This is a genomic window from Microbacterium esteraromaticum, assembly GCF_016907315.1.
Lineage (GTDB): Bacteria > Actinomycetota > Actinomycetes > Actinomycetales > Microbacteriaceae > Microbacterium > Microbacterium esteraromaticum.
Window position 1 is genome coordinate 1,223,256 of the sequence record NZ_JAFBBS010000001.1, and the last position, 26,919, is coordinate 1,250,174.

At 70.0% G+C, this 26,919-nt stretch carries 23 protein-coding genes; 13 read left to right on the top strand and 10 right to left on the bottom strand.

Annotated elements, in window-relative coordinates; genetic code table 11:
- The first annotated feature begins 5 nt into the window (after nt 1–5).
- Genes JOE67_RS06130 through JOE67_RS06140 form a run of 3 tightly spaced genes read left to right on the top strand, consistent with a single transcriptional unit; the run spans nt 6 to nt 2,263 of the window.
- The gene (locus tag JOE67_RS06130; RefSeq protein WP_204974610.1) at nt 6–473 is read left to right on the top strand and encodes an Lrp/AsnC family transcriptional regulator; all 468 of its coding nucleotides are present in this window, start codon (nt 6–8) and stop codon (nt 471–473) included.
- A 42-nt stretch (nt 474–515) separates the two neighbouring features.
- A complete protein-coding gene (locus tag JOE67_RS06135) occupies nt 516–1,913 on the top strand; it encodes an NAD(P)/FAD-dependent oxidoreductase (RefSeq protein ID WP_204974611.1) in 1,398 nt (465 codons plus the stop codon).
- Complete coding sequence (locus JOE67_RS06140; RefSeq protein WP_204974612.1) at nt 1,910–2,263, top strand: cupin domain-containing protein; 354 nt, start codon at nt 1,910–1,912, stop codon at nt 2,261–2,263. Before JOE67_RS06135 ends, JOE67_RS06140 begins: the two co-directional genes overlap by 4 nt.
- Nucleotides 2,264–2,289: 26 nt before the next feature.
- Here the strand turns inward: JOE67_RS06140 and JOE67_RS06145 are convergent, their stop codons facing one another.
- Nucleotides 2,290–3,840 (bottom strand): PucR family transcriptional regulator, encoded by a 1,551-nt coding sequence (locus tag JOE67_RS06145; protein ID WP_204974613.1) that lies wholly within the window; start codon nt 3,838–3,840, stop codon nt 2,290–2,292.
- Between the two features lie 98 nt (nt 3,841–3,938).
- Between JOE67_RS06145 and JOE67_RS06150 the strand changes: the two genes are divergently transcribed.
- Nucleotides 3,939–5,423 carry a CoA-acylating methylmalonate-semialdehyde dehydrogenase gene (locus tag JOE67_RS06150; protein ID WP_204974614.1) on the top strand — a complete coding sequence of 495 codons (1,485 nt, stop codon included), beginning with the start codon at nt 3,939–3,941 and terminating at the stop codon, nt 5,421–5,423.
- A gap of 19 nt (nt 5,424–5,442) precedes the next feature.
- The gene (locus JOE67_RS06155) at nt 5,443–6,828 is read left to right on the top strand and encodes an aspartate aminotransferase family protein (protein ID WP_204974615.1); all 1,386 of its coding nucleotides are present in this window, start codon (nt 5,443–5,445) and stop codon (nt 6,826–6,828) included.
- 69 nt (nt 6,829–6,897) lie between these two features.
- Here the strand turns inward: JOE67_RS06155 and JOE67_RS06160 are convergent, their stop codons facing one another.
- The 6 genes from JOE67_RS06160 to JOE67_RS06185 all read right to left on the bottom strand — a co-directional run bounded on the left by JOE67_RS06160 (nt 6,898) and on the right by JOE67_RS06185 (nt 14,423).
- Nucleotides 6,898–7,506 carry a histidine phosphatase family protein gene (locus JOE67_RS06160; RefSeq protein ID WP_204974616.1) on the bottom strand — a complete coding sequence of 203 codons (609 nt, stop codon included), beginning with the start codon at nt 7,504–7,506 and terminating at the stop codon, nt 6,898–6,900.
- Nucleotides 7,507–7,516: 10 nt separating this feature from the next.
- Nucleotides 7,517–9,145 carry a dipeptide ABC transporter ATP-binding protein gene (locus JOE67_RS06165; RefSeq protein WP_204974617.1) on the bottom strand — a complete coding sequence of 543 codons (1,629 nt, stop codon included), beginning with the start codon at nt 9,143–9,145 and terminating at the stop codon, nt 7,517–7,519.
- Entirely contained in the window at nt 9,142–10,005 is an 864-nt protein-coding gene (locus JOE67_RS06170) for an ABC transporter permease (RefSeq protein ID WP_204974618.1), read from the bottom strand. The genes JOE67_RS06165 and JOE67_RS06170 overlap by 4 nt, the downstream gene beginning before the upstream one ends.
- Complete coding sequence (locus tag JOE67_RS06175) at nt 10,002–10,958, bottom strand: ABC transporter permease (protein ID WP_204974619.1); 957 nt, start codon at nt 10,956–10,958, stop codon at nt 10,002–10,004. Before JOE67_RS06175 ends, JOE67_RS06170 begins: the two co-directional genes overlap by 4 nt.
- 115 nt (nt 10,959–11,073) lie before the next feature.
- Complete coding sequence (locus JOE67_RS06180) at nt 11,074–12,726, bottom strand: ABC transporter substrate-binding protein (protein ID WP_204974620.1); 1,653 nt, start codon at nt 12,724–12,726, stop codon at nt 11,074–11,076.
- Nucleotides 12,726–14,423, bottom strand: coding sequence for an amidohydrolase (locus JOE67_RS06185; RefSeq protein ID WP_204974621.1), 1,698 nt, complete (start codon nt 14,421–14,423; stop codon nt 12,726–12,728). Before JOE67_RS06185 ends, JOE67_RS06180 begins: the two co-directional genes overlap by 1 nt.
- Nucleotides 14,424–14,574: 151 nt before the next feature.
- Here JOE67_RS06185 and JOE67_RS06190 point away from each other — a divergent pair, with 151 nt between their 5' ends.
- From JOE67_RS06190 to JOE67_RS06205, 4 genes are read left to right on the top strand one after another with little or no spacing between them, the layout of a single operon-like run.
- Entirely contained in the window at nt 14,575–15,252 is a 678-nt protein-coding gene (locus tag JOE67_RS06190; protein ID WP_204974622.1) for a TetR/AcrR family transcriptional regulator, read from the top strand.
- 27 nt (nt 15,253–15,279) lie between these two features.
- A complete protein-coding gene (locus JOE67_RS06195) occupies nt 15,280–16,530 on the top strand; it encodes a flavin-dependent oxidoreductase (protein ID WP_204974623.1) in 1,251 nt (416 codons plus the stop codon).
- Nucleotides 16,527–16,997: a DUF3237 domain-containing protein gene (locus JOE67_RS06200; protein ID WP_204974624.1), complete on the top strand. Its 471-nt coding sequence runs from the start codon at nt 16,527–16,529 to the stop codon at nt 16,995–16,997. Before JOE67_RS06195 ends, JOE67_RS06200 begins: the two co-directional genes overlap by 4 nt.
- Nucleotides 16,998–17,046: 49 nt before the next feature.
- Nucleotides 17,047–18,483, top strand: coding sequence for a carboxylesterase/lipase family protein (locus tag JOE67_RS06205; protein WP_338041518.1), 1,437 nt, complete (start codon nt 17,047–17,049; stop codon nt 18,481–18,483).
- 36 nt (nt 18,484–18,519) lie between these two features.
- Here the strand turns inward: JOE67_RS06205 and JOE67_RS06210 are convergent, their stop codons facing one another.
- The 3 genes from JOE67_RS06210 to JOE67_RS06220 are packed head-to-tail and all read right to left on the bottom strand — an operon-like array spanning nt 18,520 to nt 21,710.
- Nucleotides 18,520–19,449 (bottom strand): carbohydrate ABC transporter permease, encoded by a 930-nt coding sequence (locus JOE67_RS06210; protein ID WP_338041519.1) that lies wholly within the window; start codon nt 19,447–19,449, stop codon nt 18,520–18,522.
- 9 nt (nt 19,450–19,458) lie between these two features.
- Nucleotides 19,459–20,418, bottom strand: a complete 960-nt coding sequence (locus tag JOE67_RS06215) for a carbohydrate ABC transporter permease (protein ID WP_204974626.1) — start codon at nt 20,416–20,418, stop codon at nt 19,459–19,461.
- On the bottom strand, nt 20,415–21,710 hold the full coding sequence (locus JOE67_RS06220) for an ABC transporter substrate-binding protein (RefSeq protein WP_204974627.1): 1,296 nt from the start codon (nt 21,708–21,710) through the stop codon (nt 20,415–20,417). The genes JOE67_RS06215 and JOE67_RS06220 overlap by 4 nt, the downstream gene beginning before the upstream one ends.
- A gap of 231 nt (nt 21,711–21,941) precedes the next feature.
- Between JOE67_RS06220 and JOE67_RS06225 the strand changes: the two genes are divergently transcribed.
- Genes JOE67_RS06225 through JOE67_RS06240 form a run of 4 tightly spaced genes read left to right on the top strand, consistent with a single transcriptional unit; the run spans nt 21,942 to nt 26,919 of the window.
- The gene (locus tag JOE67_RS06225) at nt 21,942–23,072 is read left to right on the top strand and encodes a GntR family transcriptional regulator (RefSeq protein ID WP_204974628.1); all 1,131 of its coding nucleotides are present in this window, start codon (nt 21,942–21,944) and stop codon (nt 23,070–23,072) included.
- A 33-nt stretch (nt 23,073–23,105) separates the two neighbouring features.
- Nucleotides 23,106–24,098 carry a Gfo/Idh/MocA family oxidoreductase gene (locus JOE67_RS06230; RefSeq protein ID WP_204974629.1) on the top strand — a complete coding sequence of 331 codons (993 nt, stop codon included), beginning with the start codon at nt 23,106–23,108 and terminating at the stop codon, nt 24,096–24,098.
- Entirely contained in the window at nt 24,095–25,519 is a 1,425-nt protein-coding gene (locus JOE67_RS06235; protein ID WP_204974630.1) for a sulfatase-like hydrolase/transferase, read from the top strand. The genes JOE67_RS06230 and JOE67_RS06235 overlap by 4 nt, the downstream gene beginning before the upstream one ends.
- Nucleotides 25,516–26,919: a sulfatase family protein gene (locus tag JOE67_RS06240; protein WP_204974631.1), complete on the top strand. Its 1,404-nt coding sequence runs from the start codon at nt 25,516–25,518 to the stop codon at nt 26,917–26,919. The genes JOE67_RS06235 and JOE67_RS06240 overlap by 4 nt, the downstream gene beginning before the upstream one ends.

Below are 26,919 nucleotides of genomic sequence, written 5' to 3' on the forward strand. Positions count from 1 at the left end.
GGCACATGAGCGACAAGTCGAAGACCACCGCCCTTGACGACGTCTCGAAGCGGATCATCGAGCTGCTGCAGCAGGACGGGCGGCGACCCTACGCCGAGATCGGGCGCGCGGTCGGACTCAGCGAGGCGGCGGTGCGCCAGCGCGTGCAGCGGCTCACCGACGCCGGCGTCATGCAGATCGTCGCCGTCACAGACCCGCGGCAGCTCGGATTCTCGCGGATGGCGATGATCGGCATCCGCACCTCCGGAGATCCCCGCGAGGTGGCAGAGGCCGTGAAGGCGTTCGACGAGATCGCGTATGTCGTCGTGACGCTCGGCACTTTCGACGTGCTCGCCGAGGCCATCTGCGAGACCGACGAGGACCTGCTCGAGCTCGTGTCGATGCGCGTGCGCGCCATCCCCGGCGTCGAGCACACCGAGAGCCTCATCTACGCCGGCCTGCACAAGGACTTCTACAACTGGGGCACGCGCTGACCTTCAGCGCAGCCCTGCCCCACTGACACGAGACGAGAACCCATGGGCACCACTGTCTTCGAGCGCGCCCGCCCGCGCGACAGCATCATCGACGATGCGCTGCGCAAGACCAGGCACGCGACATTCTGGCTCGATGAGATCGACCGGCCCTCGTATCCGCCGCTCACAGCCTCCACCCGCGCCGACCTCGTGATCGTCGGCGGCGGGTACGTCGGACTGTGGACTGCCGTGCGGGCCAAGGAGCGCGACCCGCAGCGGTCGGTCGTCGTGCTCGAAGCCGCGCGAGTGGGCTGGGCGGCCTCGGGCCGCAACGGCGGGTTCTGCGAGGCCAGCCTCACCCATGGCTATGAGAACGGCATGAACCGCTGGCCCGACGAGATGGATGACCTCGTGCGCCTGGGGCTCGAGAACCTCGACGGGATCCAGGAGTCGGTCGAGCGGTACGGCATGGACGTCGACTGGGAGCGCACCGGTCAGCTGGCCGTCGCGACCGAGCCGCACCAGATCGAGTGGATGGAGGGCGACGGCTTCCTCGATCAGGACGCCGTGCGTGCAGAGGTGCACTCCCCCACCTATCTCGCCGGCAACTGGGACCGCAACGGCTGCGCGATGATCCACCCGGCGAAGCTCGCCGTCGAGCTCGCACGGGTGGCGACCGAGCTCGGTGTCGTGATCCATGAGCAGAGCCGGGTGACCGGGCTCAGCGGCAGCAGTGCGCAGACCGTCACGGTGCAGAGCGGCGCGACCGTCGCAGCCGACCATGTCGCCCTCGCGACCAACGTCTTCCCCTCGTTGCTCAAGCGCAACCGGCTGATGACCGTGCCGGTCTACGACTACGCGTTGATGACCGAGCCGCTCACCGCCGAGCAGTACGACGCGATCGGCTGGGAGAACCGCCAGGGTCTCGCTGACAGCGCGAACCAGTTCCACTACTACCGCCTGAGCGCCGGCAACCGCATCCTGTTCGGCGGCTATGACGCGGTCTACCACTTCGGCGGCAAGGTGCGTGCCGAGTACGAGAACCGGCCCGAGAGCTTCCGCAGGCTCGCCTCGCACTTCTTCACGACCTTCCCGCAACTCGAAGGCCTGCGCTTCACCCACCAGTGGGCGGGCGCGATCGACTCGTGCAGCCGGTTCTGCGCGTTCTTCGGCACCGCACGAGGCGGGCGCGTCGCCTACGCGACCGGATTCACCGGTCTGGGCGTGGGCGCCAGTCGCTTCGCCGCCGATGTCATGCTCGACGAGCTCGCCGGGCTCGACACCGAGCGCACCCGCCTCGAGATGGTGCGCACCAAGCCCATCCCGTTCCCGCCCGAGCCCGCAGCGTCGATCGGGGTGAACCTCGTGCGCCGATCCATGGACCGCGCCGATCACAACGGCGGCAGGCGCGACCTGCTGCTCAGGACCCTCGACGCCGTCGGGATGGGCTTCGACTCATGACTCTGCCGCTGCACGCGGCTGCAGTCGTGACGGATGCGCTGCACGCGGCACTCACGCACGAGTCGCTGCGCGCCGACGTCGTCCGCTCGGGGTCGCCGAGCACCGGCATCCGGCAGCTGGGCACGTTCGGCGGCCTCGACGTGGGCATCTGGGAGATGACGGAGGGCGCCGCGGTCGACACCGAGGCCGATGAGGTGTTCGTCGTGCTCGCGGGCAGCGCCCGCGTCGACTTCATCGAGCCGGCGCTGCCCTCGATCGAGGTACAGGCAGGCTCCGTCGTGCGCCTCGCCGAGGGCATGCAGACGCTGTGGACCGTGCACGAGACCCTGCGCAAGGTGTACATCGCCTGAGCGGGCCCGGGGCGGCACGCCCAGGGTCAGCCGCGCGCCAGCAGGGCGAGGTGCAGGGCCGCGAGAGTCTCGCCGTCGTCGAGGTCGGCGCCGATCAGGTCGGAGATCGCTGCGAGACGCTGGTAGAACACCGACCGCGACAGATGCGAGGCGGATGCCGCGGCCGTGCGGCTGCCGGGATGCGCGACCACCGCACCGAGCACGCGCACGAGGTCGCCCTGATGCTGCTCGTCGTACCGGATCAGCGGCGCGAGCAGGCGCTCGGCGTGTTCCTGCAGCCGGTGGTCGTCGCCGAGCTCTGAGACCAGACGCGTGAGCGGCCGGTCGTCGACGCGCCGCACCTCACCGGCGCGCAGGCGGGCGGCGAGCAGGCGGGTCGGACGGATGGATGCCAGCAGCTGGGCGACCGTCGAGACCTCCGGGCCCACGCCGAGCCCCACTCCCGCTGCGTCCGCCGCGCGACGCAGCATCGCCGACCGGACAGCAGCGGCGGCCGACACGAGCACCACGGCCGCCCCCTCATGCACGGCCCCGAGCGCACGGACCGATGCGCGCTGCGCGCCGTCGTCGGTGAGCGCGGCGATCAGGGCATCCGTCGCCGCGCCGTCCGCCCTCTCGGCGACCAGCACGCTGAGCACGCGACCGCGCACCGGCAGCCCCGCGGCCTGCAGACGGGCGGCGATGTCGTCGTCGCCCGTGTGGCGGCCGCTGAGCACGGCGTCGATGAGCTCGTGCGCGGGCAGGGTCGCCCACTCGTCCGGCCCGTCGGCGAGCCGAGCGAGCGCGAGGGCCGTCGCAGCGAGCTCGAGCACGGTCGTGCGTCCGGCCGGATGCTCGTCTCCCGGCAGCGCGATGAGAGTGCCCCACCGCGCGCCTCTGGCCTCGACCGGCACGGCGAGCAGTCCGTCGCCGGCGCGCGAGCGTGCAGCCCAGTCGCCGAGCACCTCGTTCGCAGCCTCACCCCACAGCTCGGCGGTGACCACCTCGCGCCCCAGCGTCTCGAGCACGACCGGGGCACCCAGGGCCTGTGCGGCCGCGTGCACGACGGTGTCGGCCGGCGCGCCGCGAAGGGTGAGCCCGGTGAACAGCTCATGCAGCCGCTGCCGTTCCTGCAGCGCCTCGAGCTGCCCTGAGATGATCCGCCGATGCACCGCCTCGGTGATCGCGACGAACTTGACGACCCGATCCAGCGCGATCAGAGCAAGCCCGCGCGCGCGGCAGGCGGCGACCAGCGCAGGAGGGGCGACGGGGAACCGCGCACCGAGTTCGAGCACGATGCCCGCGATCCCCGCGTCGGCGAGACTGCCGGCCACCGCGCGCAGCGCGGCATCCGTGCCGCTCCACCCCGCCGCCGTCGTCAGCAGCAGCTCGCCCCCGTCGAGCAGACCCGCGACCTCAGCGCTGTCGGAGACGTGCACCCAGCGCACCCGCGCATCGAGCGCCCGGCCTCCGACGAGCACCTGCGGGTCGCCGCGCATGAGCGTCGCGGCGTCGAGGACATCCCGCACGCGAGGAAGCGCGATGTCGTCCGGACGATCTGTCCGGGTGCGGTCATCTTCCGGACGGTCTGCACTCATGCATCCATTCTGCCCGCTGGAATCATGGGAATCGAGCCAGAAGACCCGTCCGGTCAGTCTGTGCGAATGAACCCCGCATCTCATCGAGGAGAACCTTCGTGACCACGATCCGCCACTACATCGACGGCGCCGAGACCGGCACCACTGACCGCACCCTGCCGGTCTACGACCCCGCGACCGGAGGGGCGCACCGCCAGGTCGCCGCCGCCAGCGCGCAGGAGGTCGAGCAGGCGATCGCCTCGGCCAAGGCGGCCCAGAAGGCGTGGCGCGCCTCGAGCCTCATCAAGCGCGCCGACGTGTTCTTCCGTCTGCGCCAGATCCTCGCCGAGCGCACCGACGAGCTCGCCGCCATCGTCACCAGCGAGCACGGCAAGGTGCTCTCCGACGCCGCAGGCGAGGTCTCGCGCGGCATCGAGAACGTCGAATTCGCCGCGGGCCTCCTGCACCATCTCAAGGGCGAGCGCGCCGAGCAGGTCTCGCGCGGCGTCGACGTGCACTCGGTCAAGCAGCCGGTCGGCGTCGTCGCCTGCATCACGCCGTTCAACTTCCCCGTGATGGTGCCGTTGTGGATGGTCGCCTCAGCCATCGCATGCGGCAACACCGTGGTGCTCAAGCCGAGCGAGAAGGACCCGTCCGCCGCCATCTGGCTCGCCAAGGCCTTCCAGGAGGCCGGTCTTCCCGACGGCGTGCTCAACGTCGTCAACGGTGACAAGACCGCCGTCGACACGCTGCTCGACTCGACCGACGTCGGCGCCATCAGCTTCGTCGGCTCCACCCCCATCGCGAAGTCGATCTACGAGCGCGCCTCGGCCAACGGCAAGCGCGTGCAGGCGCTGGGCGGCGCCAAGAATCACATGGTCGTCATGCCCGACGCCGATCTCGACGGCGCCGCCGCCGCCGCCATCTCGGCCGCCTACGGCTCTGCCGGCGAGCGCTGCATGGCCGTGTCGGTGCTGGTCGCCGTGGGCGACATCGCCGATGACCTGGTCGACGGCATCCGCACCCGCATCGCCGACCTGCGCATCGGCGCCGGCACCGACTCCGCCTCCGAGATGGGTCCGCTGATCACCCGCGAGCACCGCGACAAGGTCGAGTCCTACGTGAAGGGCGCCGCAGCAGAAGGCGCCACTGTGATCGTCGACGGCACGCAGAAGCGATTCGAAGGAGACGGCTTCTTCACCGGCGTCTCGCTGCTCGACAACGTGCGACCGGGCATGCAGGTCTACGAGGACGAGATCTTCGGGCCGGTGCTCTCGGTCGTGCGCGTCGAGACCTACGCCGAGGCCGTCGAGCTGATCAACGCCAACGCGTTCGGCAACGGCACCGCGATCTTCACCCGCGACGGCGGCACCGCCCGCCAGTTCGAGTTCGACATCGAGGTCGGCATGGTCGGCGTCAACGTGCCGATCCCCGTGCCCGTCGGCGCCTTCTCGTTCGGCGGCTGGAAGAACTCGCTGTTCGGCGACTCGCACATCTACGGCCCCGAGTCGATCAACTTCTACACGCGCTCGAAGGTCGTCACCACCCGCTGGCCCGACCACACGCCCGCGCAGGTCGACCTCGGCTTCCCCAGCAACCACTGAGTTCAGAGGAATCAGCATCATGAGCAGCTACACCGACCGGCACGGCGCGACGCACGCCCTGCCCGCCCCCGAGGCCGAGGCTCAGGTGCGCGCCGACGACCGCGCGCACGTGTTCCACTCGTGGAGCGCGCAGGCGCTCATCGACCCCGTCCCCGTGGCATCCGGTGCCGGATCGACGTTCTGGGACTACGCAGGCAACGAGTACCTCGACTTCTCGAGCCAGCTGGTGAACCTGAACCTGGGTCACCAGCATCCCGACATCGTCTCCGCCATCCAGCGACAGGCGGGACGCCTGGCCACCATCCAGCCGTCGGTCGCGAACGACGTGCGCGGCGAGCTCGCCCGCCTGATCGCCGAGGTCGCCCCCGATGGTCTCGAGAAGGTCTTCTTCACGAACGGCGGCGCCGAGGCCAACGAGTACGCGGTGCGACTGGCGCGCCAGTCGACCGGGCGCCGCAAGGTGCTCTCGATGTACCGCAGCTACCACGGCTCGACCTCGACGGCGATCTCGCTCACCGGCGACCCGCGTCGCTGGGCGAACGACGTCAGCGACACGGGCGCCGTGCGGTTCTTCGGACCGTACCTGTACCGCTCGCCGTTCCACTCCGAGACCCCAGAGCAGGAGACCGCGCGGGCGCTCGCGCACCTCGAGCAGACGATCCTGCTCGAGGGCCCCTCGACCATCGCCGCGATCATCATCGAGTCGGTCGTCGGCACGAACGGCGTGCTCGTGCCTCCGCCCGGATACCTGCAGGGCGTGCGAGAGCTGTGCGACCGGCACGGCATCGTGTACATCGCCGATGAGGTCATGGTCGGCTTCGGCCGCATGGGCGAGTGGTTCGGGTTCCAGGCACACGGCGGACAGCCCGACCTCATCACCTTCGCCAAGGGCGTCAACTCGGGATACGTCCCCCTCGGCGGCGTCGTGATCTCCGACCGCATCGCCGCGCACTTCGACACCACCCCGTTCGCGGGCGGGCTCACCTACTCGGGGCACCCGCTGGCGTGCGCCGCCGGTGTCGCGACCTTCGAGGTGTTCGCCCGAGACGGCATCCTCGAGCGGGTGCGCGACCTCGGCGAGCGCATCGTCGAGCCGACGCTGCGCTCGTGGGAGTCGACCCACCCCAGCGTCGGCGAGGTGCGCGGACGCGGGCTGTTCTGGGCCGTCGAGCTCGTGCGCGACCGCGAGACCCGCGAGCCGCTCGTGCCGTTCAACGCCTCGGGCGCGGATGCCGCACCGATGGGAGCCTTCGCCGCTGCCGCCAAGAAGGCAGGCGTCTGGCCGTTCGTGCACTTCAACCGCACGCACATCGCCCCGCCGCTCGTCATCACCGAGGACGAGCTGGTGCGCGGCCTCGCCGCGATCGACGACGCGCTCACGGTGGCCGACGGCTACACGGCCTGACGTCGCATCGCAGACGCCGGTGAGCACCTGCTCACCGGCGTCTTGCGTGCGCGACGGGGCGCTGCGAGGTCAGAGCGTGTCGCGCACGGCGCGGTCGACACGCCAGGCACCCCCGCGCTTCTCCAGCGTGACGGTCGAGAGCGAGAGGTGCGGGGGCCCGGCGTCCAGGTGCGAGAGGTCGGCTTCCAGGGCATCCAGCAGCAGCAGCTTCGTGATGCCGCTGGTCACGACGAGAACCTCCTCACCCGACTGGGCGGCGGCGGCCAGGGCAGCACGCGAGCGCTGCACCACGGCATCCGGATGCTCTGCCGAGGGGTCGCGCTCGGCCAGCTCCTCGAGAGCCGGCCGCAGCTCGCCATGCGCGACGATCAGCCGGCCGAAGCGACGGGTCCTCGCACCCTCGAGCGCACCGAAGCACATCTCCCGCCAGCGCGAATCCTCGCGGGCGACAACACCCGCTCCCGCGCCGGCGAGCAGATGGCGAGCGGTCTCGCGATGCCGGATGCCGTCCGCCGACCACGCCGCATCGAACCCGATGCCCGCCGCCGCGAGCATCCGTCCTCGCGCGAGCGCGAGCGCGATGCCGCGCGAGGTGAGCGGCGCATCGGCCCAGCCCTGCATCCGGCCGGCGGCGTTCAGCAGGCTCTCGCCATGCCGCACCAGCCACACTCGACTCACCGCGCGGGTCTCACGAGACGGGTACCGGCACCGAGTCGATGAGCAGCCGGGTGTACTCGTGCTGCGGATCCGCGAGAAGGCGGTCGGTCGCCCCGCGCTCGACGATCTCGCCGCGGCGCATCACGATGGTCTGCTCGCACACCCGCCGCACGACCGCGAGGTCGTGGCTGATGAACAGCAGCGTGAGTCCCTGCTTGCGGCGGATGTCGGCGACGAGGTCGAGCACCTGCGCCTGCACCGACACGTCGAGCGCACTGGTCGCCTCGTCCATGACGAGCAGATCCGGTTCGATCGCGAGCGCACGGGCGATGGCGACGCGCTGCCGCTGGCCGCCCGAGAGCGTCTTCGGCCTGGCCCCGGCATGCTCAGGTCCGAGGCCCACCGAGGTCAGCAGCTCGAGCGCCCGCTCGCGGGCCCGCGCGCGGGTGACCCCGGTGTGCAGGATCAGCGCGTCTTCGACCGCGCGACCGGCGGGGATGCGCGGGTCGAGCGACAGGTACGGATCCTGGAAGACCATCTGCACGCGCTTCGCCCGCGCCAGGCGCTCGGTGCGGGTGCGCGGCCGGTCGATGGCCGAGTGCCCGCCGATGCGGATCTCGCCCGAGTCGACGCCCTCCAGGCCCACGATCATGCGGGCGAGCGTCGACTTGCCAGAGCCCGATTCCCCCACCACGGCGAGCGCTCCGCCTGCCGGTATGACCAGCTCGGCGTCGATCACGGCCCTCACCTCGTGACCCCCGCGCACGCCGTACGTCTTCGAGACACCGGCGACCTGCACCATGGCATCCGTCGGCGCGTCGGCGGCGACCGCCTTCGCCCCGCCCGCGATGCGCGGAGTGGCGGCGACCAGGCGCCGCGTGTAGTCGGCGGCAGGGTCGACGAGCACGTCGTGCGCCGGCCCCTGCTCGACGATCTCGCCGTCCTTCATGACGACGAGACGGTCGCAGAGGGAGCCGGCGAGGTTGAGGTCGTGGGTGATGAACAGCATGCCCATGCCTCGCTCAGCGCACAGCTCGCGCAGCACCTGCACGATCTCGGCCTGCGTGGTGACGTCGAGCGCGGTGGTCGGCTCGTCGCAGACGAGAAGGCGCGGCCCTGTGGCCAGCGCGCCCGCGATCATCACGCGCTGCAGCATGCCGCCCGACAGCTCGTGCGGATGCTGGTCGAGGTGCTCCGCCGGAGCCGGCAGGCGGACGGCGGCGAGCAGCTCCTCTGCGCGGGCGCGCGCGGCGTCCCCCCGCCAGGGCTGCTCACCCGCGGCGGGCGCCAGACGCAGCGCCTCGGTGACGTGGTCGCCGACCGTGCGCATGGGGTTGATCCCGGCACGCGGGTCCTGGAACACCATGGCCGCGGCTTTCCGGCGGATGTCCTGCAGCGATGCCGCGTCGTCGAGCGGCGACCGCCCCTCGACGCTGACGGTGCCCCCGACCACGGCGTGATCGGGCAGCAGCCCGAGAACGCTGCGCGCGGTGAGGGACTTGCCCGAGCCGGACTCTCCGACGAGACCCACGGTCTCTCCTGCGGCCACGTGAAGACTGATGCCGTGCAGCAGACGCCTGCCGTCAGGCAGGTCGAGTGTCAGATCCTGGATCTCGAGGAGGGTCGCCGGGGTCGATTCCGACGTGAGTGCGGTGGTCATGCGGGGATCTCCCCTCCGATGCGGTCCGACAGCTCTTCGCCGATGATGTTCACCGCGACCACGACGATCACGACGACGACAGCGGGAACGATCGCGGGCAGGAACTGCGCGGCGGCGACACCGGCCTGGGCCTCGTTGATCATGCCGCCCCAGTCGGCGGTCGGCGGCTGCACGCCGAGGCCGAGGAACGACAGCCCGGCGAGCTCGGCGAGGACGTAGCCGAAGTTGAGGGCCGACTGCGCGCCGACTATGGGGACGACGTTGGGCAGCACCCGGCGAAGCGCGATCCACGGGCCGCTGAAGCCCTGCACCCGATATGCGGCGACATAGGGCCGGCTGCGCTCCGCAGCGATCAGGCTGCGTGTGAGGCGGGCGACGAACGGCGCGTAGGCGATGCTCATCGCGATGATCGGGGCGACCAGGCCCTTGCCGAACAGCGCGACGGCCATGATCGCGATCAGCAGCGAGGGGAACGCGAACAGCACGTCGAACACGCGCCCGAGCACGGCGTCGATCCAGCCGCCGCGCCATCCGGCCAGCAGGCCGAGCAGGATGCCGATGGCGGTCGAGAACACGACGACCAGCAGGGGCCCGACAAGTGCGGTGCGGCCACCGTGGATGATGCGGCTGAGGATGTCGCGCCCCAGTGCATCCGTTCCCAGCCAGTGAGCGGCAGACGGCTGCGCGTGGAACGCCGAGAAGTCGACCGCATCGGGGTCGTAGGGTGCGATCCACGGTGCGAGGATCGCCGCGAGGGTCACGATGATCAGCACCGCGGCGCTGATGGTGAATGTGATGTGCGGTCGTGCGGTGCGCGGCGCGCGCAGCAGCTTCACCGCCATGGTGGGGGTCGCGGTCATCGGGCACCTGCTCCGGCTGCGGATCGGGGGTCGATCCAGGGTTCGAGGATGTCGACGATCGCGTTCATGACCACGAATGCGGTGACCACGATGAGCACGATCGCCTGGACGACGGGGAAGTCGAGTCGGTCGACCGACTGCACGAGCAGCGAGCCGACGCCGGCGATGCCGAACGCGGCCTCGACGATGGTGCTCGCGACGATGAGTCCGGCGACGAGCACGCCGGAGACGGTGAGGATCGGGCCGAGGGAGTTGCGCAGCACGTGGCGGCGCAGCACCGTCCAGCGCGAGAGCCCGCGGCTGGTGGCGACCTCGACGTGCTCGCGGGTGAGCTGCTCGACCATGGCCGAGCGGGTGACCTTGCCGACCAGCACGATGAACACGAGGCCGAGGGCGATCGACGGCAGGATCAGGTGGTGCACCCGGTCGAGGAGGTCCTCTCCCGAGCCGAAGGTGGGGAACCAGCCGAGCTGCACCGAGAAGACGGCGATGAGCACGATCGACCCCACGAACGACGGGATCGCGCCGAGCACGGTCAGCCCGATCAGGATGACGCGGTCGAGGGTGCGCCCCCGGTTCAGCGCCGCGACGGCGCCCAGCACGAGACCGACGACCGCGATCAGCAGCCCCGCCATCACGACGAGCGTCAGGGTCACGGGAAGGCGCTCGCCCAGCACGACCGAGACGTCCTGCCGGTACTGCAGCGAGCGGCCGAAGTCGCCCTGCAGCACGCCGCCGGCCCACTTCAGGTACTGCTGCCAGGGCGGCAGATCGAGTCCGTACTGCGCGGTCACCTGCGCGATCGCCTCTTCGCTGGGCTTGCGCCCGCGCAGCAGGAATCGCACGGGATCGCCGGGAACGACGAAGCGCGAGAAGAAGACGAGCAGCGAGGCCAGGAAGAGCGTGAGGAGGAGTCCTCCGAGCTTCCCGGCGACGCGTCGGGTGGTCGTCATATCCGGCGTCCTCCTTCGGGGTCGAGGGGGTTCAGATGCCGCAGCCGGGCCGGCTGCGGCATCCGAGTCGGTGTCAGGTGCTCCGATCAGCGGGAGCCGATCGAGCGGATGCCGATCAGCGAGCGCCGATCGTGGCCGCCCACGGGTAGTAGAGGAAAGCCATCGAGGGGTCGAGGCCCGTGATGCGCTCGCCGAGGAACATCGGCACGGGGCCTTCGAACAGCGGCAGCCACGGCAGCTCGGCGTTGGCGATCTGCTGCGCCTTCGCGGTCAGCTCGCTGCGCTCGGCGGGGTCGTCGGTGGCGATGGCCTGGTTGACGACCTCGTCGAATTCGGGGTTCGACCAGTTGCCGTAGTTGCTGAACTCCCCGGTGCGCAGCACCGAGTACATCTCCAGGGCGTCCGGGCTCGAGAGATACCAGCTCGTGTAGAACAGGTCGACGCCTTCGCGCGCGCTCGGGTCGGAGAACAGCGCGGTATAGGCGGCGGGGCTGACCGACTCGATCTTCAGCGTCAACCCGATCGACTGGGCGGCGGCTGCGGTGGCCTGCGAGATGACGGCGAAGTCGTTTCCGATCGGCGCGGTGACATACGTGAGCTCCTCGCCCTCGACGCCGGCCTCGGCGATGAGCTTCTTGGCCTCTTCGAGGTTCTGCTCGTACGAGCTGATGTCGTCGAACGCGGCGGTGCGCGCGCCCTCGGAGGCATCGCCCCACACCGTCTCGGTGGTGAAGACGTCGGTGACCTCGCCGACGCCGCGGGCCGATGCCTGGATCATGCCCTCACGGTCCATCGCGAGCAGCAGCGCCTTGCGCACGCGCACGTCTCCGAGCGGACCCTCGAGGTCGCTGATCACGAGGTCGCCGACGGCGGTGCTCGGCGCGAACAGCGCATCGCCCTTCCCCGAGGCGCGCAGCTGCGGCACTGCCTCGATCGGGATCATCCACGAGCCATCGACGTCGCCCGACTTGAGCGCGTTGACGCGCGCGGTCGAATCGCCCATGAAGACGAATCTCACCTCGCCCGAGCGGGCGCGGAGATCCTCGTCCCAGTAGTCGTCGTTGCGGGTGAGGGTGATCGACTCGCCTGACTTCCACTCGGTCAGCGAGAACGGACCGGTGCAGTTGACCAATCCGGTCGAGTTGCCGTAGTCCTGTCCCTTCTCGGCGAGCGTGGCCGCCGATTCGACCACGCCCGCCGAGCCGCCCATCGAGAGGTTGAACTGCGAGTCGGGCGTCTTCATCGTCACGGTGACCTCGCGGTCGCCCGTCTTCTCGATGCCGGCGACGTTCTGGTACACCGAATACCACGAGGATCCGACGGCGGGATCGAGGTGGCGGCTGAGCGACGCGACGACGTCGTCGGCGGTGAGCGCGGCTCCGTCGTGGAAGCGCACTCCGTCGCGGATCGTGTACACCCAGGTGGTGGGCGTGGGGTGGTCGAACTTCTCGGCGAGCGCGGGGCTGAGCGTGAAGTCGGGGTTCAGGCGCAGCAGCGACTCGCAGACGTTCGCGAGCACCTGGTTGTCGCTGTAGTCGAAGGCGTACGCGTAGTCGAGCGAGTAGGGCTCGGAGTAGCTGGCGAAGGTGAAGCTGTCGATGTCGCCGCTGGGCGCGGCGGTCTCGGTCGTCAGCTTCCAGTCGAGCGATGTGTCGCCGTCGGCGTCATCGGTGCTGTTCGCAGCGGGCCCGCAGCCGGTCAGCAGACCGGCTGCGAGAAGAACGGCGGCGCCGAGGGCGACCGGCCGGGCGTTTCGGGTCGGGTTCATCAGGACTCCCTGGACGGGTCGGGTGAGGAGGTGGCGGATGCTGTGGTTCTGCGGTCATGGAGCCTGCGGCCGGTGATCCAGGTCTGCTCGACCTGGGCGCGGTGCAGCTCGTGGGCGGGCAGGGCGAACGGGTCGGGGGAGATCACGACCAGGTCGGCGAGGTATCCCTCGCGGATGCTGCCGGTGTCGTGATCGCGGTGGTTCACCCAGGCGCTACCCGATGTGTATGCGGCGAGTGCGGTAACCAGGTCGAGGCGCTGGTGCGCACCGCCGAGAGGATCCCGCTCAGAGCCCGGGTAGGCGCGGTTCACGGCGATGTGGATCGCGTCGAGCGGTGCCGCGCTCGACACGGGCCAGTCGCTTCCCGCCGCGAAGCGGGCGCCGGCGCGTGCGAGGTCGCCGAAGGGGTACTGACGGTCGACGAGCCCGTCCTGCAGGAACGGCAGGGTGAGTTCGTCGAGCTGGTCTTCGTGCGTGGCCCACAGCGCCTGCAGATTGGCGACGGCGTCGAGCTCGGCGAACCGGGGCACGTCCTCCTCGGCGATGATCTGCAGGTGAGCGAGGTGGTGCCGGCCGTCGGTGGGGCCGTTGGCCGCCCGAGCGGCTTCGAGCGCGTCGAGGCCCTCGCGCACGGCACGGTCGCCGAGCGCGTGCATGTGCACCTGCTGACCGGCGGCGTCGAGGGCCGTGACGTACTCGCGCAGCCGCTCGGGGTCGATGAAGCTCAGCCCATGGTTGCCGGTGTCATGACCGTGGTGGTCGCGGTACGGCGTGAGCATCGCCGCGGTCTGGTTCTCGGCGACGCCGTCGACCATGATCTTCGTCGTGCCGACGCTGAGGCGGCCGGCGGGCTCGAGTGCGGCGATGCGCTCTCGTTCGGCGACCATGTGCTCGACCTGCTCGATGCCGCCGTCTCGCACCCACCACTGGGCGCCGGTCACGTGCACCTGCAGCGCGCCCTCGACGAGCGCGCGCTCGTAGATCGGAAGCGGGTCGCTGAGCGCGGCGTTGCCGTGGCCCACCATGGCGTCCTGCCAGCCGGTGATGCCGAGCGCGATGAGCTCGTCCTGCGCGCGCAGCAGGCCGCGGTACGACAGCTCGGCGTCAGTTCCAGGGCGCACGGCGGCGAACAGCTCGCCCGCGCCTTCGTGAAAGGTACCCGCAGGGAATCCGTCCGGCTCGCGCTCGATCCGCCCGTCTGCGGGGTCGGCCGTCGCCGCGGTCAGGCCTGCGCGGCGGATGGCCTCGCTCGACGCCCAGGCGCTGTGGTGGTCGCGGCTCAGCAGCAGCACGGGCCTGCCGGGTGCCGCGTCGTCGAGCAGCGTGCGCACGGGGGCGCCGCCCGGGAAGTGGTCCATCGACCACCCGCCACCGAGGATCCACTCCTCGTCGGGATTGGCCTCGGCGTAGGCGCGCACGCGCTCTACCGCGTCAGCGGCCGATCCGGCCTCGCTGAGGTTGCACTGCAGCAGCTCGACGCCGCCGCCGACGGCGTGGATGTGCGCGTCCTGGAATCCGGGGCTCAAGAGCGCTCCGTCGAGGTCGATGCGCTCGGCACGGTCGCCCGCGATCTCGAAGGCCTCCGCCTCGGGAACGACGGCGGCGATGCGCCCGTCGCGGATCACGACCGCATGGCCGTGCAGGGGCTCGCCGGCGCCGGTGAAGACCGAGCCGCCGTGGAAGACGATGTCCGTCATTCCGTTCCTTCCTCGTCGAAGTGTGGGGTCGGCTCACGCTAAAGGCTGCGCAACGCCGATGTCAACACTGTTGACAACATTGTTTCCATCCGCCACGATCGCATGGCACGATGAGATGACACCGCACGACGATCGAAGAGGACACACCGCCATGTCGAACGCCTCAGCCTCCGACCGCACGGCGCGAGCGCGCCTCGACGCCGACGTCATCCTCGAGGCGGGTCTCGACCTGGCATCCACCGGCGTGCCATCGATCTCGGTCCGCGAGCTCGGCACCCGCCTCGGCTCGGATCCGACCGCGATCTACCGCCACTTCCGCAGCAAGGAAGCCCTGATGGCAGCACTGCTCGACGAGCTCAACGCCCGGGCCGTCGCCTCCGTCGACGTGCCGGCCGACGACTGGCAGGGCCGCCTGCGCGCGCTCGCCGAGTCGACCCTCGACTGGTACACCAGGCATCCGGCGATCGCCGTCGAGGCGACCTCACTCACCACCCACGGCGCCGGCGAGCTCACCGCCGTCGAACTCATGCTCGACGCCTTCCACCGCGCGGGCCTGCGCGACGCAGAGCTCGTGCGCCACTACGCCCTGATGGCGACCCATGTGCTCTCGGTCACGGCCGGCATCGCCCGCAGCCACGCCGAGCGGCAGGGCACCGGCACAAGCACCGACACCAGCTCGTGGTTCGACGCGCCGCTGCTCGCCGACCCGCGGACCTTCCCGCTCATCGCGGCCAACAGCGCGGCGCTCACCGACCTGCAGGACCGCGATCTGTTCCTCATGGGGGTGGACCTCATCATCGAATCCGCCGCACGCACCGCGGCATCCTGACACCCGCGCACCCCTGGAGAGACATCAATGAAGATCGTCATCGTCGGCGCCGGCATCGGCGGCCTCGCGACCGCCCTCAGCCTCGAGGCCGCCGGCCTGCGCGACATCGAGATCCACGAGCGCAGCACCGAGATCCGCGGCCTCGGCGTGGGCCTCAACCTGCTGCCGCACGCGATCCGCGAGCTCACCGAGCTGGGCCTCGCCGAGCGCATCAGCACGCTCGGCGTCGCGCCCACGACCCTCAGCTACATGAACCGCCAGGGTCAGCTGATCTGGAGCGAGCCGCGCGGAGTCGAGGCCGGATACCGCTGGCCGCAGCTGTCTGTGCACCGCGGGCGGCTGCAGCTCGCGCTGCGGGATGCGGTGATCGAGCGGCTGGGGGATGTGATCCGCCTCGGCCATCGCCTCATCGATGTGCGCAGCGGTGATGAGGGCCGCGAGATCGCGCGGTTCGAGAACGCCTCGGGGCTTCAGGTCGAGGCCGAAGGCGACGTGATCGTCGGCGCCGACGGCATCCACTCCGCCCTGCGTGCCCTGCGTTATCCGGCCGAGGGAGCCCCGCCGTGGAGTGGTCTGACGCTGTGGCGCGGCGTCGCCGTGGTGCCCGGGTTCCTCGACGGGCGCACCATGATCATGGCGGGCGACCCCGAGCAGAAGTTCGTCGCCTATCCCCTCGCCCCCGAGCAGGGCGACCAGGGGGTGCGGGTGAACTTCATCGCCGAGCGCCGCGGCACCGGCTCCCCCGACGCCGACTGGAACCGCTCGGTCGAGCCCGAGCCGATCGCCGCGCTGTTCGAGGGCTGGACCTATGACTGGCTCGACATCCCTGCGGTCATCGCGGCTGCCGAGCAGATCCTCGAGTACCCGATGGTCGACCGCGACGCCCTCCCGCAATGGACCTTCGGGCGCACCACCCTGCTCGGCGACGCAGCCCATGCGATGTACCCGAACGGCTCGAACGGAGGATCCCAGGCGATCCTCGATGCACGCACCCTCGCCTTCCACCTCGCGACCGCAGCCGACATCGACGCTGCGCTGGCCGGCTACGAAGAAGATCGTCGTCCGGCGATGACCGCGCTTCTGTCGACCACCCGCGCGACCGGACCCGAGCGCGTGATGCAGATCGCACGCGAGCGCGCACCCGAGGGCTTCGCCGACATCCACGAGGTGATCCCGGCCGAAGAGCTCGAAGAGGTGGCGAACGGCTACAAGCGCGCCGCAGGCTTCCACCCCGCGACGCTCAACGAGCGCGCGTCGCTGTCGGCGGTGCGCGCATGACGTTCGACGCGCTGCCGTTCCCCTCGTTGACCCCCGCCTTCGACGTCACCGTCGACCTCGCCCCGCCGGAGGTGCACGGTGCGACCAGCGCAGGCTTCCGACGCGTCGTGCCGATCATGGGAGGCCGCATCAGCGGCAGTATCGACGCCGACCTTCTGCCCGGTGGCGCCGACTGGCAGCTCGTGCGTGCCGACGGCACCATCGAGGTGGATGCCCGCTATTCGGCGCGCACGGCCGATGGCGACCTGCTTCTGCTGCACGCCTCGGGGCTGCGCACAGGAACGCCAGATGTTCTCGACTGCCTGGCCCGCGGGGAAGATGTCGACCCGCACGACTACACCTTCCGCACCGTGGTGCGCATCGAGACAGCATCGCGGAAGCTGGACGCGCTTCAGCGCTCGCTGTTCCTGGCATCCGCCGAGCGCCAGGCGAACGCGGTGCGCTACCGTGCGCACCGCGTCGGCTGACGTGGCTGTCGACCGTCGGGGCGGCGGGAACGCCGGTTACGCTGGTGCCGTGGGTGAGATCGCACTGACCACAGAGGGCCCCGTCCGCGGCATCCGCCGACCCGACGGGTCGCTCGCGTTCCTCGGCATCCCGTACGCCGCCCCGCCGACCGGACGGCGCCGCTTCCAGCCTCCGCAGCCGGTCCCGCCGTGGACCGAACCGCTCGATGCGACCGAGTACGGTCCGACTCCGCAGCGGCGCGAGGAGCCCAATGCGATCATCCCCGAGCCGAGCATCCCCGGGTCGGCGACCCTGAACCTCAACGTCTTCACGCCGGCTCTCGACGGCCGGGCGCCCGTGCTCGTCTGGATCCACGGCGGCGGGTACTCATCGGGCTCGGCGGCCAGCCCCTGGTACGACGGGCGCGCATTCGTGCGCGACGGCGTCGTCGTCGTCGCGATCTCGTACCGCCTCGGCTTCGACGGCTTCGGGGTGATCGACGGCGCCTCAGACAACCGCGGCGTGCGCGACTGGATCGCAGCCCTCGAATGGGTGCAGCGCAGCATCGCCGGATTCGGCGGCGACCCCTCGCGCGTCACCATCGCGGGGCAGTCGGCTGGCGGTGGCGCGGTGCTGACGCTGTTCGGGATGCCCGCGGCGCAGCATCTGTTCCATGCCGGCATCTCGCTCAGCGGCGCTCTCGGCGACCTGCCCCGTGAGCACGCCCGCGAGCGCAGTGCACGCCTGGCCGGGATGGTCGGCTGCGAGCCGACGCTCGACGGCTTCCGCGGCGTGAAGGAACGCGAGCTGACGAGGCGGCAGTACGAGGCATCCCTGCTCGGCAAGACCGGCCTGGCAGCGACGACCGCGACCCTCACCGACGGGCTGCCATGGGGGCCGGTGATCGACGGAGAGCTGATCACCCGTCCGACGATCGACTCGTTCGCGGCGGGCGTCGGCGCCGACAAGCCGCTGCTGCTCGGCGCCACAGACGACGAGTTCACGATGGTGTTCGACAGCGCCCCGCGCATCCTGCGGTGGGTGCCGGTGCCGCTCGCCCTGCGCATCGTCGAGAAGACCGGCACGCTGCGCCGCGGCTGGCGCCGCGCGAATCGCGCCCGTCGCGGCTCGGGCGCGGCCCTCGGCCGCTTCGTCACCGATCGCGTGTTCCGCTCGCTCGTGGTGCGGGTCGCCGAGACCCGACGGGATGCCCGCACCTGGACATATCGGTTCGCCTGGGCCTCGCCGACCAACCGGTGGTCGTTCCACTGCCTTGACGTGCCGTTCTGGTTCGACTGCCTCGACGATCAGCACGTCGCCCGCATCGCCGGCACCGACCCCCCGCAGCACCTGGCCGACGAGATGCACGCCGCCGCTGTCGCCTTCGTCCGCGACGGCGAGCCCGGCTGGCCGGCCTGGCGCACCGAACCGGGGATGACGCGGGTCTTCGGCGACCAGCCGGCCCTGTCGCGCTCGGCCTACGACGACGCCCTGCCCCTCGTCTGAGGGGCAGGTGCCGGTGTCGCATCGAAGCGGTTCAGCTCACTTGCCCATGCCGAGGGTGAGACCCTCGGTGAGTCGCCGGCCGACCCAGAGGTAGATCGCCAGCATCGGCAGCACGACGATGCAGAGGCCGGCGAACAGGCCACCCCAATCCGCGCCCGAGTACGTCTGCTGCTGGATGAACGAGATCAGCGCCACCGGCAGGGTGTACTTGTCGGTCGACTGCAGCAGGGTCAGCGCCAGGAGCGTCTCGTTCCAGTGCGAGATCACCTGCAGCACGAACGCCGTCAGGATTCCGCCCTTGGCGAGCGGCAGCGTGATGCGCCAGAACGTGCCGAACGCCGTGACGCCGTCGAGGGCGGCGGCCTCCTCCATCTCCAGCGGCAGGGAGCGGAAGAACGCGGTGAGAAGGAACACGGTGAACGGCATCGAGACGCCGATGTACACGAGGTTGAGGCCGATCAGGCTGTCGGTGAGGTACACCTCGTTCAGCATGACGAAGAGCGGGATCACGATCACCTGTGCGGGAATGCCGAGCCCGAGCACGAAGTACAGGGTGAGCGAGTTCGTCACGCGATTCTCGACGCGGCTCAGATAGTAGGCGGCCGGTGCCGCGATGGCCACCGTCAGGAACGACGAGACCACGGTCGTGACGACGCTGTTCATGGTCGCGGTGGCGAAGTCGCCCACCGTCCACGCGGTCACGAAGTTGACCGGGTCGAGCGAGGTCGGCATCCCCCACGGGTCGTTGAGGATCGAGCGCGTGTCGCGGAACGCCTGGACGACCATCCAGGCCATCCACCCGATGTTCAGCGCGACGAAGATCCACAGCAGCACGAGGCCGATGCCCCGCAGCACGCTGCGATCGCGTCCGATGGCAGCACGGCGCGGACGGGAACGCGGGCCCTTCGGCACGATCAGCGTGCGCGTCGTCTGGTCCGATGCGGGTGAGGGGGCGGTGAGTGTCACGGTCATCTCCTAGAACTCGATCGCTTCACGCTTCATCGCGCGGCGCAGCAGCAGCACCAGCACCGACACGAGGGCGAGGGAGAGCACCGCGGATGCCGACGCGGCACCGTATGCGGGCACCGACTCCCCCGAGAACGCCGTCACGTAGGTGTACACGGCGGTGGTCCAGGTCTGCGTCGGCGGCATGCCCTGGCCGCTGGATCCCCCGAACACCCAGATGATCTCGAAGATCTTCACCGAGGAGATCGTCCACAGCACGGCGCAGGTGCCGAAGACGTCCCAGGTGAGCGGCAGGATCACGTAGCGCAGCCGCTGGAAGGCGTTGGCGCCGGCCAGCGCGCAGTCCTCGTAGTAGTACGGCGGGATGCGGTCGACCCCCGCCATGAGGATCGTGGTGAAGTAGCCGGTGGTGATCCAGATCAGCATCACCATGATGAGCGGGAAGAGGTTGTCCTGGGCGAGCCAGGCCGGTGGCTCCTTCACGCCCAGACCCCCGAGCAGGGTGTTCACCAGACCGCCCGGGTTGAAGATGAACCCGGCGAGCACCCCGAAGATCATGGCGTTCACCAGGTGCGGGAAGAAGATCACCGAGCGGGCGACCTTGCGCCCGACCATGTCGCGCAGCACCAGCGTCAGGCCGAACGCGATGACGAAGATCGCGATGCCCACCACGAACAGCAGCAGCAGCGTGTTGCCGAACGAGCGCAGGAACAGCTGATCTGAGAACAGACGGACGTAGTTGCCCAGGCCGACGAACTCCATGGGGCCGGCGCCGGCCCACTTGTTGAAGCTGATCCACACGGCGAAGATCGCGGGGACGACGAACAGCACCGTGTAGAACACGAACGCCGGTCCGACGAAGGGCACGAACAGTCGCCGCCTCGCCTTGTCGATCGTGCTGCCACCGCCGTGCCGCCCGCGACGAGCGACACGGCCGGCGGGCACGGCCACCACAGCGGCCTCGGTCATGAGTTCTGCTTCCAGTAGTCGATCTGCCCGCTCTTCATCGTCTTCACGAACTGCGCGGCGTCGGTCTTGCCGAGCACGAGATCGTTGATCGCGGGCCACAGCAGCTTCTCGGTGTACCCGGGGAAGCTGATGCCGTCGTTCTGCAGGAAGTACGAGCCGGCGCCGTCGAGCGCGGACTTCACCGACGTCATCTCCTCGCTGACCGCGGCATCCTGACGGATCGGCAGGATCTTGGCGTCGGTACCGAGGGCATCCTGGTACTCCTTGCGCAGGAAGAACGAGGCGAGCTTCTGCGCATTTCCCTCGTTGCGAGCCCTGGCGGGCACCGCGAATCCGACGAAGTCGGCCCGCTCGGCGTCGCTGCCGCCGTCGATCAGCGGGAACGGGAACGACGAGTACTCGAACCCGTCAGCGGCGTACGGCCCGGTCTCGGTCGGGATCCAGGTGCCATTGAAGAGCAGGGCGGCCTTGTTGTCGGCCCATGCCTGCTGCTGCGCCGGCCACTTGCTCGCGTTGTAGCCGTCGATGAAGTAGTTCCCGTCGACGAGCTGCTCGACGAGCTGAGCGGCCTCGAGCGCCTCGTCCGAGTCCCATGCCTCGCCGGTCTCGTCTGCGGCCATCTCCTTGAGGGAGCCGGGGCCGGCGATGCGGATCATCGCCGAGGTGTACCAGTACGCGTTGTAGCCGGCCACGTCGCCGTCGATCGCGAGAGGGGTCTCGCCCGCGGCCTTCATGACGTCCATGACCGAGAGGAAGTCGTCCCAGGTCTTGGGCGGGCTCTCCACCAGCTCGGGGTGCGCCGAGGCGTTGAACCAGAACGCGTCGCTGGTGAGCGAGTAGGGCAGCATCCAGGGCGCGTCCGCGCCGTCCACCGTGAGCACGTCGCCCTTCAGGTACGCTTCCGGCACGAGCGCCGAGACCTTCTCGCCCTCGACGTCCGCGTCGTAGGCCTGGTCGAGCGGCTTCGCCTGGCCGGTCTCGGCAAGCACCGGAGCCAGACGCGCGAACGAGCCGTCGACGAGATCGGGGACCTTGTTCGTGTTGAGCGTCGGCACGACCTTCTTCACGTTGTCGCGCCCCTGCCACTGCACGTTCACCTCGATGCCGGTCTCCTTCTCGAAGTCGGCGATCGCAGCCGCGACGACCTTCTGCTGCGCTTCGCCCTCCTTCCACATCGACCAGTAGGTGAGCTCCTTCGACTCCGTGCCCGCGCTGCCTGATGCGCATCCGGCTGCGGAGAGCGCGACCGCGCCAATGAGGACGAGTGCTGAGAGCTTTCGGGACTTCGCCATCGGATTTCCTTCCGTCTGAGAGCGGCTTCTTCGCCTGCGTCGGTTGACTCTCGCTCTCACACAAGAGAGCAATCAAGGAGTAATCCCGAAATCGTGCCGACCGTTACGCCCCAATACCCCGGATGACGTCATCCATGCCACGGAAAGCCAGGAGAGGAATCGAGGAATACGTCTTTATTTCTCTCTTGCACGACCACAGAATCGGAGGAAGTGGAACGGAGGGGGATCGTCATGGCCGGAAAGCGCACTGCATCCGTGCGAGACGCGGAGTCGCGCGGGCTCAAGTTCGAGGTTCTCGCGGACCAGTTGCGCCGCGGCATCCTCGCCGGCACCTGGACGGCCGGACAGAAGCTTCCGACGGAGCAGGAGCTCTCGAAGGAGACCGGCCTGTCGCTGACGACCGTGCGCCGTGCGTTCGACGAACTGGTCGCAGAGAGGATCGTCGTTCGCCGCCAGGGCGCCGGCAGCTTCGTCGCTCATACGCGACCGCGAGAGCAGAATGCACGCCGGCGCATCGGCGTGCTGCTTCCCGACACGCAGCTGTATTACCCGCGTGTGCTGCAGGGCATAGACGAGTCGCTGTCAGCCGCCGGCGCATCCCTTCAGCTGGCCACGTACCGATACCGTCCGGAACGTGAAGACGAGGCGATCGCCTCACTCCTCGACGCCGGTGTCGACGGTCTGCTGCTCGCGCCGACCCTGACCGGACTCGAGGCGCCGTTCGAACGCGCGCAGGAGCTGCTGGCGCTGCCCGTTCCCGTCGTCCTCGTCGAGCGCAGCCTGCAGGAGCTGGGCCCTGCCGACACCACCGAGCATGTCTGCTCGGATCACGCCGGCGGGGCGTTCGACGCGGTGCGCCACCTCGCGCGCCTGGGTCACACGCGCATCGCGCTTCTCACCCGCTCGCGCACCGTCACCGAGTACGGCGTCGTCCAGGGCTACCGGCGTGCGATCGACGACCTCGGCCTTCCCGCAGGGCTGGAGTTCTCGCAGGGCAAGGCCGAGTGGGTGGCGGACGCGGCCTCGTCGGCGCTGCGCGCCGTGCGCGACTTCGAGGCCACAGCCGCGCTCGTGTTCGGTGACCGCGAGGCCACGATGCTCGAGGGAGCCGCGAACCGCGACGGCATCTCGATACCGGATGACCTCGCGATGGTCTCGTACGACGACGAGGTCGCGGATCTGGCCGGGGTCCCACTGACCGCGGTCGCCCCACCGAAGTACCGCATCGGCCGGATGGCCGGAGACATCATGCTGCGGCGGCTCGTCGAGGGCGACGAATGCCCGCTGCATCAGATCAGGCTCCGCCCGCGGATCGTGGTCAGGCGCTCGTGTGGCGCCGACCGGCAGCATGACCACAACTGACGAACACCGAACGACAGCCGACGAGGAGAACACGTGCGCATCGGATTGATCGGGGCAGGAGCGGTCGCGCCGTTCCACATCGCGGCGGCGACGGCCCTGGAGGGCATCGAGCTGACCGCCGTGTGCGACATCGACGCGGCCATCGCCCGTCGCGCGGCCTCAGGAAGCAGGGCGGCGGTATACACCGACCATCGAGCCATGCTCGAGGCGGGCGTCGTCGATGCCGTCATCGTGAACACGCCGCACGCACTGCACCTGCCGATGACGCAGGATGCCGCTGCCGCCGGTGTCCACGTCATGGTCGAGAAGCCCATGGCCACGACGGTGGACGACTGCGGTCGGCTGATCTCGGCCTGCAACCGGGCCGGGGTGGCGCTCACCGTGGGCCATATCCAGCACTTCATGCCCGACAAGCTCGCGGCACGACGGGTGATCGACTCGGGCGAGCTGGGCGCCGTGCGGATGATCCGTGACAACCGCAGCACCGATTACCGCCCCGGAACCCGTCCTGCGTGGTTCTTCGCACCGGCGATCGCGGGCGGCGGAGCGCTGATGAACATCGGCGGCCACTGCCTCGATCGATCACTGTGGCTCGGCGACGGGCGGGCGGTCGAGGTCATGGCGAGTGCGGTGAACCGCTTCGGGGCAGCCGTCGAGACCGATGGCGGGATGCTGGTTCGCCTCGACAACGGCGTCGGCGTGACCATCGCGGTGATCAGCGACCCCGCCACGCGCGGCGACAGCATGACGGTCGTCTGCGAGGAGGGGGTCATCGAGCTCGACCCGCGTCAGGGCGCGACCGTGCACGTCGACGGCCGCTCCCGGGTCGTGCACTCCGTCGGCGAGCACGACATCCAGAACGCGTTCACGGCGCAGCTGGCGGACTTCGCGGCCGTGATCGGCGGCGCAGACCCCGCTGTGCCGCTCAGCCACGCGCGCCACGTGGTCGAGGTCGTGCTGGCCGCCTACCGCTCCGCGCAGGAAGGGACGACCGTGGCCATCGCACGAGAGGAGGTCGTCGCGTGACATCCACCCGGCCGAACATCGTGATGGTCGTCAGCGACGATCAGGGCCCGTGGGCCCTCGGCGCCGCAGGCAACCACGAGATCCGCACCCCCGTGCTCGACGAGCTCGCCGAGCGCGGCGTGCGCCTGGATCGGTTCTTCTGCGCGTCGCCCGTGTGCTCCCCGGCGCGCGCATCTCTGCTCACCGGCCGCATTCCCTCAGCGCACGGTGTGCACGACTACCTCGACGGCGTCCACGCCGGTCCGGCCAGCCGCGACCATCTGCAGGGCTTCACGACCCTGACCGACGCGCTGGCCGACGCCGGATACCGTCTCGGGCTGTCGGGCAAGTGGCACCTGGGCGCGAGCGACGTCCCCCGTCGCGGTTTCGTGCACTGGTACGCGCTGGAGGGCGGGGGCAGCCCGTACCACGACGCCGTGATGTACCGCGGTGCTGAACGCGAGCACGTGACCGGCTATCTCACCGACGTCATCGCCGACGATGCCGTCGCGTTCATCGACGCAGAGCAGGCGCACGACGCGCCCTTCTTCCTGGCCGTGAACTTCACGGCGCCGCACAAGCCCTTCGCCGGCCAGCATCCCGACGAGTACACCGCGCTCTACCGCGACTGCGCGTTCGACACCTGCCCGCAGGAGCAGCCGCACCCCTGGCTGCAGACGCTGGACGGGGCGCCGATCGGCGGCGAGTCAGACGCGCGCGAAGCCCTGATCGGGTACTTCGCCGCCGTCACCGCGATGGATGCCGCGATCGGCCGCATCATCGATGCCCTGCGGAGGAACGACCGCGAGGACGACACGATCGTCGTCTTCCTCAGCGACAACGGCTTCAGCTGCGGACAGCACGGATTCTGGGGCAAGGGGAACGGCACCTTCCCCATGAACATGTACGACGAGTCGGTGATGGTCCCGTTCATCGTCTCGGCGCCGTGGATGCTGCCCTCCGGCGCCGTGGACGATCGGCTGCACAGCGCATACGACCTGCCCGCCACTCTGATGGAGCTGGCGGGCCTCGACGGATCGCCCTTCGAATCAGGGCCGGGACGCAGCTTCGCCGCCGCGCTGCGCGGTGATCTCACCGCGGCGCCCGCCGAGCAGCGTCCCGTCGTGGTGCACAGCGAGTACGGCCCGGTGCGGATGATCCGCACACACGATCGCAAGTACGTGCACCGGCATCCGTACGGGCCGCACGAGCTGTACGACCTGGCCGCCGATCCGCGCGAGCGGCGCAACCTCGCCGACCTGCCGTCGCACCGTGGCGAGGTCGCACGTCTGCGCGGCATGCTGCACGACTGGTTCGCCGAGCACTCCGCGGCGGACGCCGACGGCCAGGGGCTCCCCGTGTTCGGCGCCGGGCAGACCCGGCCGCTCGGCGACGACCCGCTCGGCGCCTTCGCCCTGCCCGGCTGGGACGGTGCCCGATGACCCGGCCGAACATCCTGCTGATCGTCTCGGATGATCACGGTCATGCCGACCGCTCCGCACTCGGGACGCCAGGGGTGCACACGCCCGTGCTGGATCGCATCGCAGCGGAAGGGGCGACGTTCACCGACGCCTACGTCACGGCGCCGATCTGCTCGCCGTCGCGAGCGGCGATCATGACGGGTCGCTATCAGCAGCGGTGGGGCGGGCTCTGGTTCGACTCGGCCGACCTCGGCACCGCCGCGACCGTCGCCGAACGCCTGCGCGACGCGGGCTACACCACCGGCTACTTCGGCAAGGTGCACTACGGCGACGAGACCGTGACCGACCGTGGTGCTCCCCCGAACCACGGCTTCGACGAGTCGTTCTACGGACTGGCGGGGCAGTCGATGGGCCGCCTGCACTACCTGCACCATTCGGACGCGGCTACCACCGCGTACGGCGAGGCTGCCGAGCCGATGGGCGTACAGCCGTTCTGGTCGGGAGATCAGCCGGCCGAGTTCGATGGCTTCACGACCGACGAGATCGCCGATCGGGCGATCGACTTCATCCGCAGGCGCGCCGCCGACGGCCCGTTCTTCGCCACCGTGGCGTTCAACGCCGTGCACAACTTCTGCTGGCAGCTGCCCGAGGAGGAGCTGCAGGCCCGCGGGCTCGCGGGCTATGAGGACTGGAACCCCGGCGCATCCCGCTACCTCGACTGGTACGACGGCGCCATCAGCCCGAATCTGCCCGACGGACGGGCCTACTACCTGGCTCAGCTCGATCTCATGGATCGCGCGATCGGCCGGCTCCTCGATGCGGTCGAGGCGCAGGATGCCTCATCGGAGACGATCGTGGTGTACCTGACGGACAACGGCGGCTCGCAGTGCAACTACGGCGACAACGGCGGGCTGCGGGGCTCGAAGTACACGCTGTGGGAGGGCGGCATCCGGGTCCCGTTCCTGGTCAGGTGGCCGGGCGTCGCCGAGCCGGGCAGCATCGTCGGCGATCCAGTCAGTGCGCTCGATCTGGCATCCACCTTCGTCTCGGCGGCAGGCCTGCCTGCCTCGCCGGACGACGACGGATGCGACCTGCGTTCGCTGCTGTCGACGGCGCGCGATGCATCCGCTCATCCGGCCGAGCGCGAGCTGCACTGGGACTGCGGCTGGCAGTGGGCCGTTCGGCGAGGCGGATGGAAACTTCTGTCGGTCGCGGGAGACGACCCCATCGCCGCTCATGTGCGTGCGGTCGAGCACACAGAGACGGGTGACGGCCTGATCCTGACCGACCTCGCAGGAGATCCGGGTGAGCGCGACAACCTCGCCAGCCGCCGGCCGCGGCTCGTCGCCGAACTGCAGCAGGCCCACCGGAGGTGGCGCGAAGAGGTCGGCCTGCCGCCGGACCCGCCTATCCGGCCCTGA

Excerpts from the sequence above, each read along its gene's own strand:
- JOE67_RS06130 (WP_204974610.1), top strand. The coding sequence starts at position 6 with ATGAGCGACAAGTCGAAGACCACCGCCCTTGACGACGTCTCGAAGCGG.
- JOE67_RS06135 (WP_204974611.1), top strand. The coding sequence starts at position 516 with ATGGGCACCACTGTCTTCGAGCGCGCCCGCCCGCGCGACAGCATCATC.
- JOE67_RS06140 (WP_204974612.1), top strand. The coding sequence starts at position 1,910 with ATGACTCTGCCGCTGCACGCGGCTGCAGTCGTGACGGATGCGCTGCAC.
- JOE67_RS06145 (WP_204974613.1), bottom strand. The coding sequence starts at position 3,840 with ATGAGTGCAGACCGTCCGGAAGATGACCGCACCCGGACAGATCGTCCG.
- JOE67_RS06155 (WP_204974615.1), top strand. The coding sequence starts at position 5,443 with ATGAGCAGCTACACCGACCGGCACGGCGCGACGCACGCCCTGCCCGCC.
- JOE67_RS06165 (WP_204974617.1), bottom strand. The coding sequence starts at position 9,145 with ATGACCACCGCACTCACGTCGGAATCGACCCCGGCGACCCTCCTCGAG.
- JOE67_RS06170 (WP_204974618.1), bottom strand. The coding sequence starts at position 10,005 with ATGACCGCGACCCCCACCATGGCGGTGAAGCTGCTGCGCGCGCCGCGC.
- JOE67_RS06175 (WP_204974619.1), bottom strand. The coding sequence starts at position 10,958 with ATGACGACCACCCGACGCGTCGCCGGGAAGCTCGGAGGACTCCTCCTC.
- JOE67_RS06180 (WP_204974620.1), bottom strand. The coding sequence starts at position 12,726 with ATGAACCCGACCCGAAACGCCCGGCCGGTCGCCCTCGGCGCCGCCGTT.
- JOE67_RS06185 (WP_204974621.1), bottom strand. The coding sequence starts at position 14,423 with ATGACGGACATCGTCTTCCACGGCGGCTCGGTCTTCACCGGCGCCGGC.
- JOE67_RS06190 (WP_204974622.1), top strand. The coding sequence starts at position 14,575 with ATGTCGAACGCCTCAGCCTCCGACCGCACGGCGCGAGCGCGCCTCGAC.
- JOE67_RS06195 (WP_204974623.1), top strand. The coding sequence starts at position 15,280 with ATGAAGATCGTCATCGTCGGCGCCGGCATCGGCGGCCTCGCGACCGCC.
- JOE67_RS06200 (WP_204974624.1), top strand. The coding sequence starts at position 16,527 with ATGACGTTCGACGCGCTGCCGTTCCCCTCGTTGACCCCCGCCTTCGAC.
- JOE67_RS06215 (WP_204974626.1), bottom strand. The coding sequence starts at position 20,418 with ATGACCGAGGCCGCTGTGGTGGCCGTGCCCGCCGGCCGTGTCGCTCGT.
- JOE67_RS06220 (WP_204974627.1), bottom strand. The coding sequence starts at position 21,710 with ATGGCGAAGTCCCGAAAGCTCTCAGCACTCGTCCTCATTGGCGCGGTC.
- JOE67_RS06225 (WP_204974628.1), top strand. The coding sequence starts at position 21,942 with ATGGCCGGAAAGCGCACTGCATCCGTGCGAGACGCGGAGTCGCGCGGG.
- JOE67_RS06240 (WP_204974631.1), top strand. The coding sequence starts at position 25,516 with ATGACCCGGCCGAACATCCTGCTGATCGTCTCGGATGATCACGGTCAT.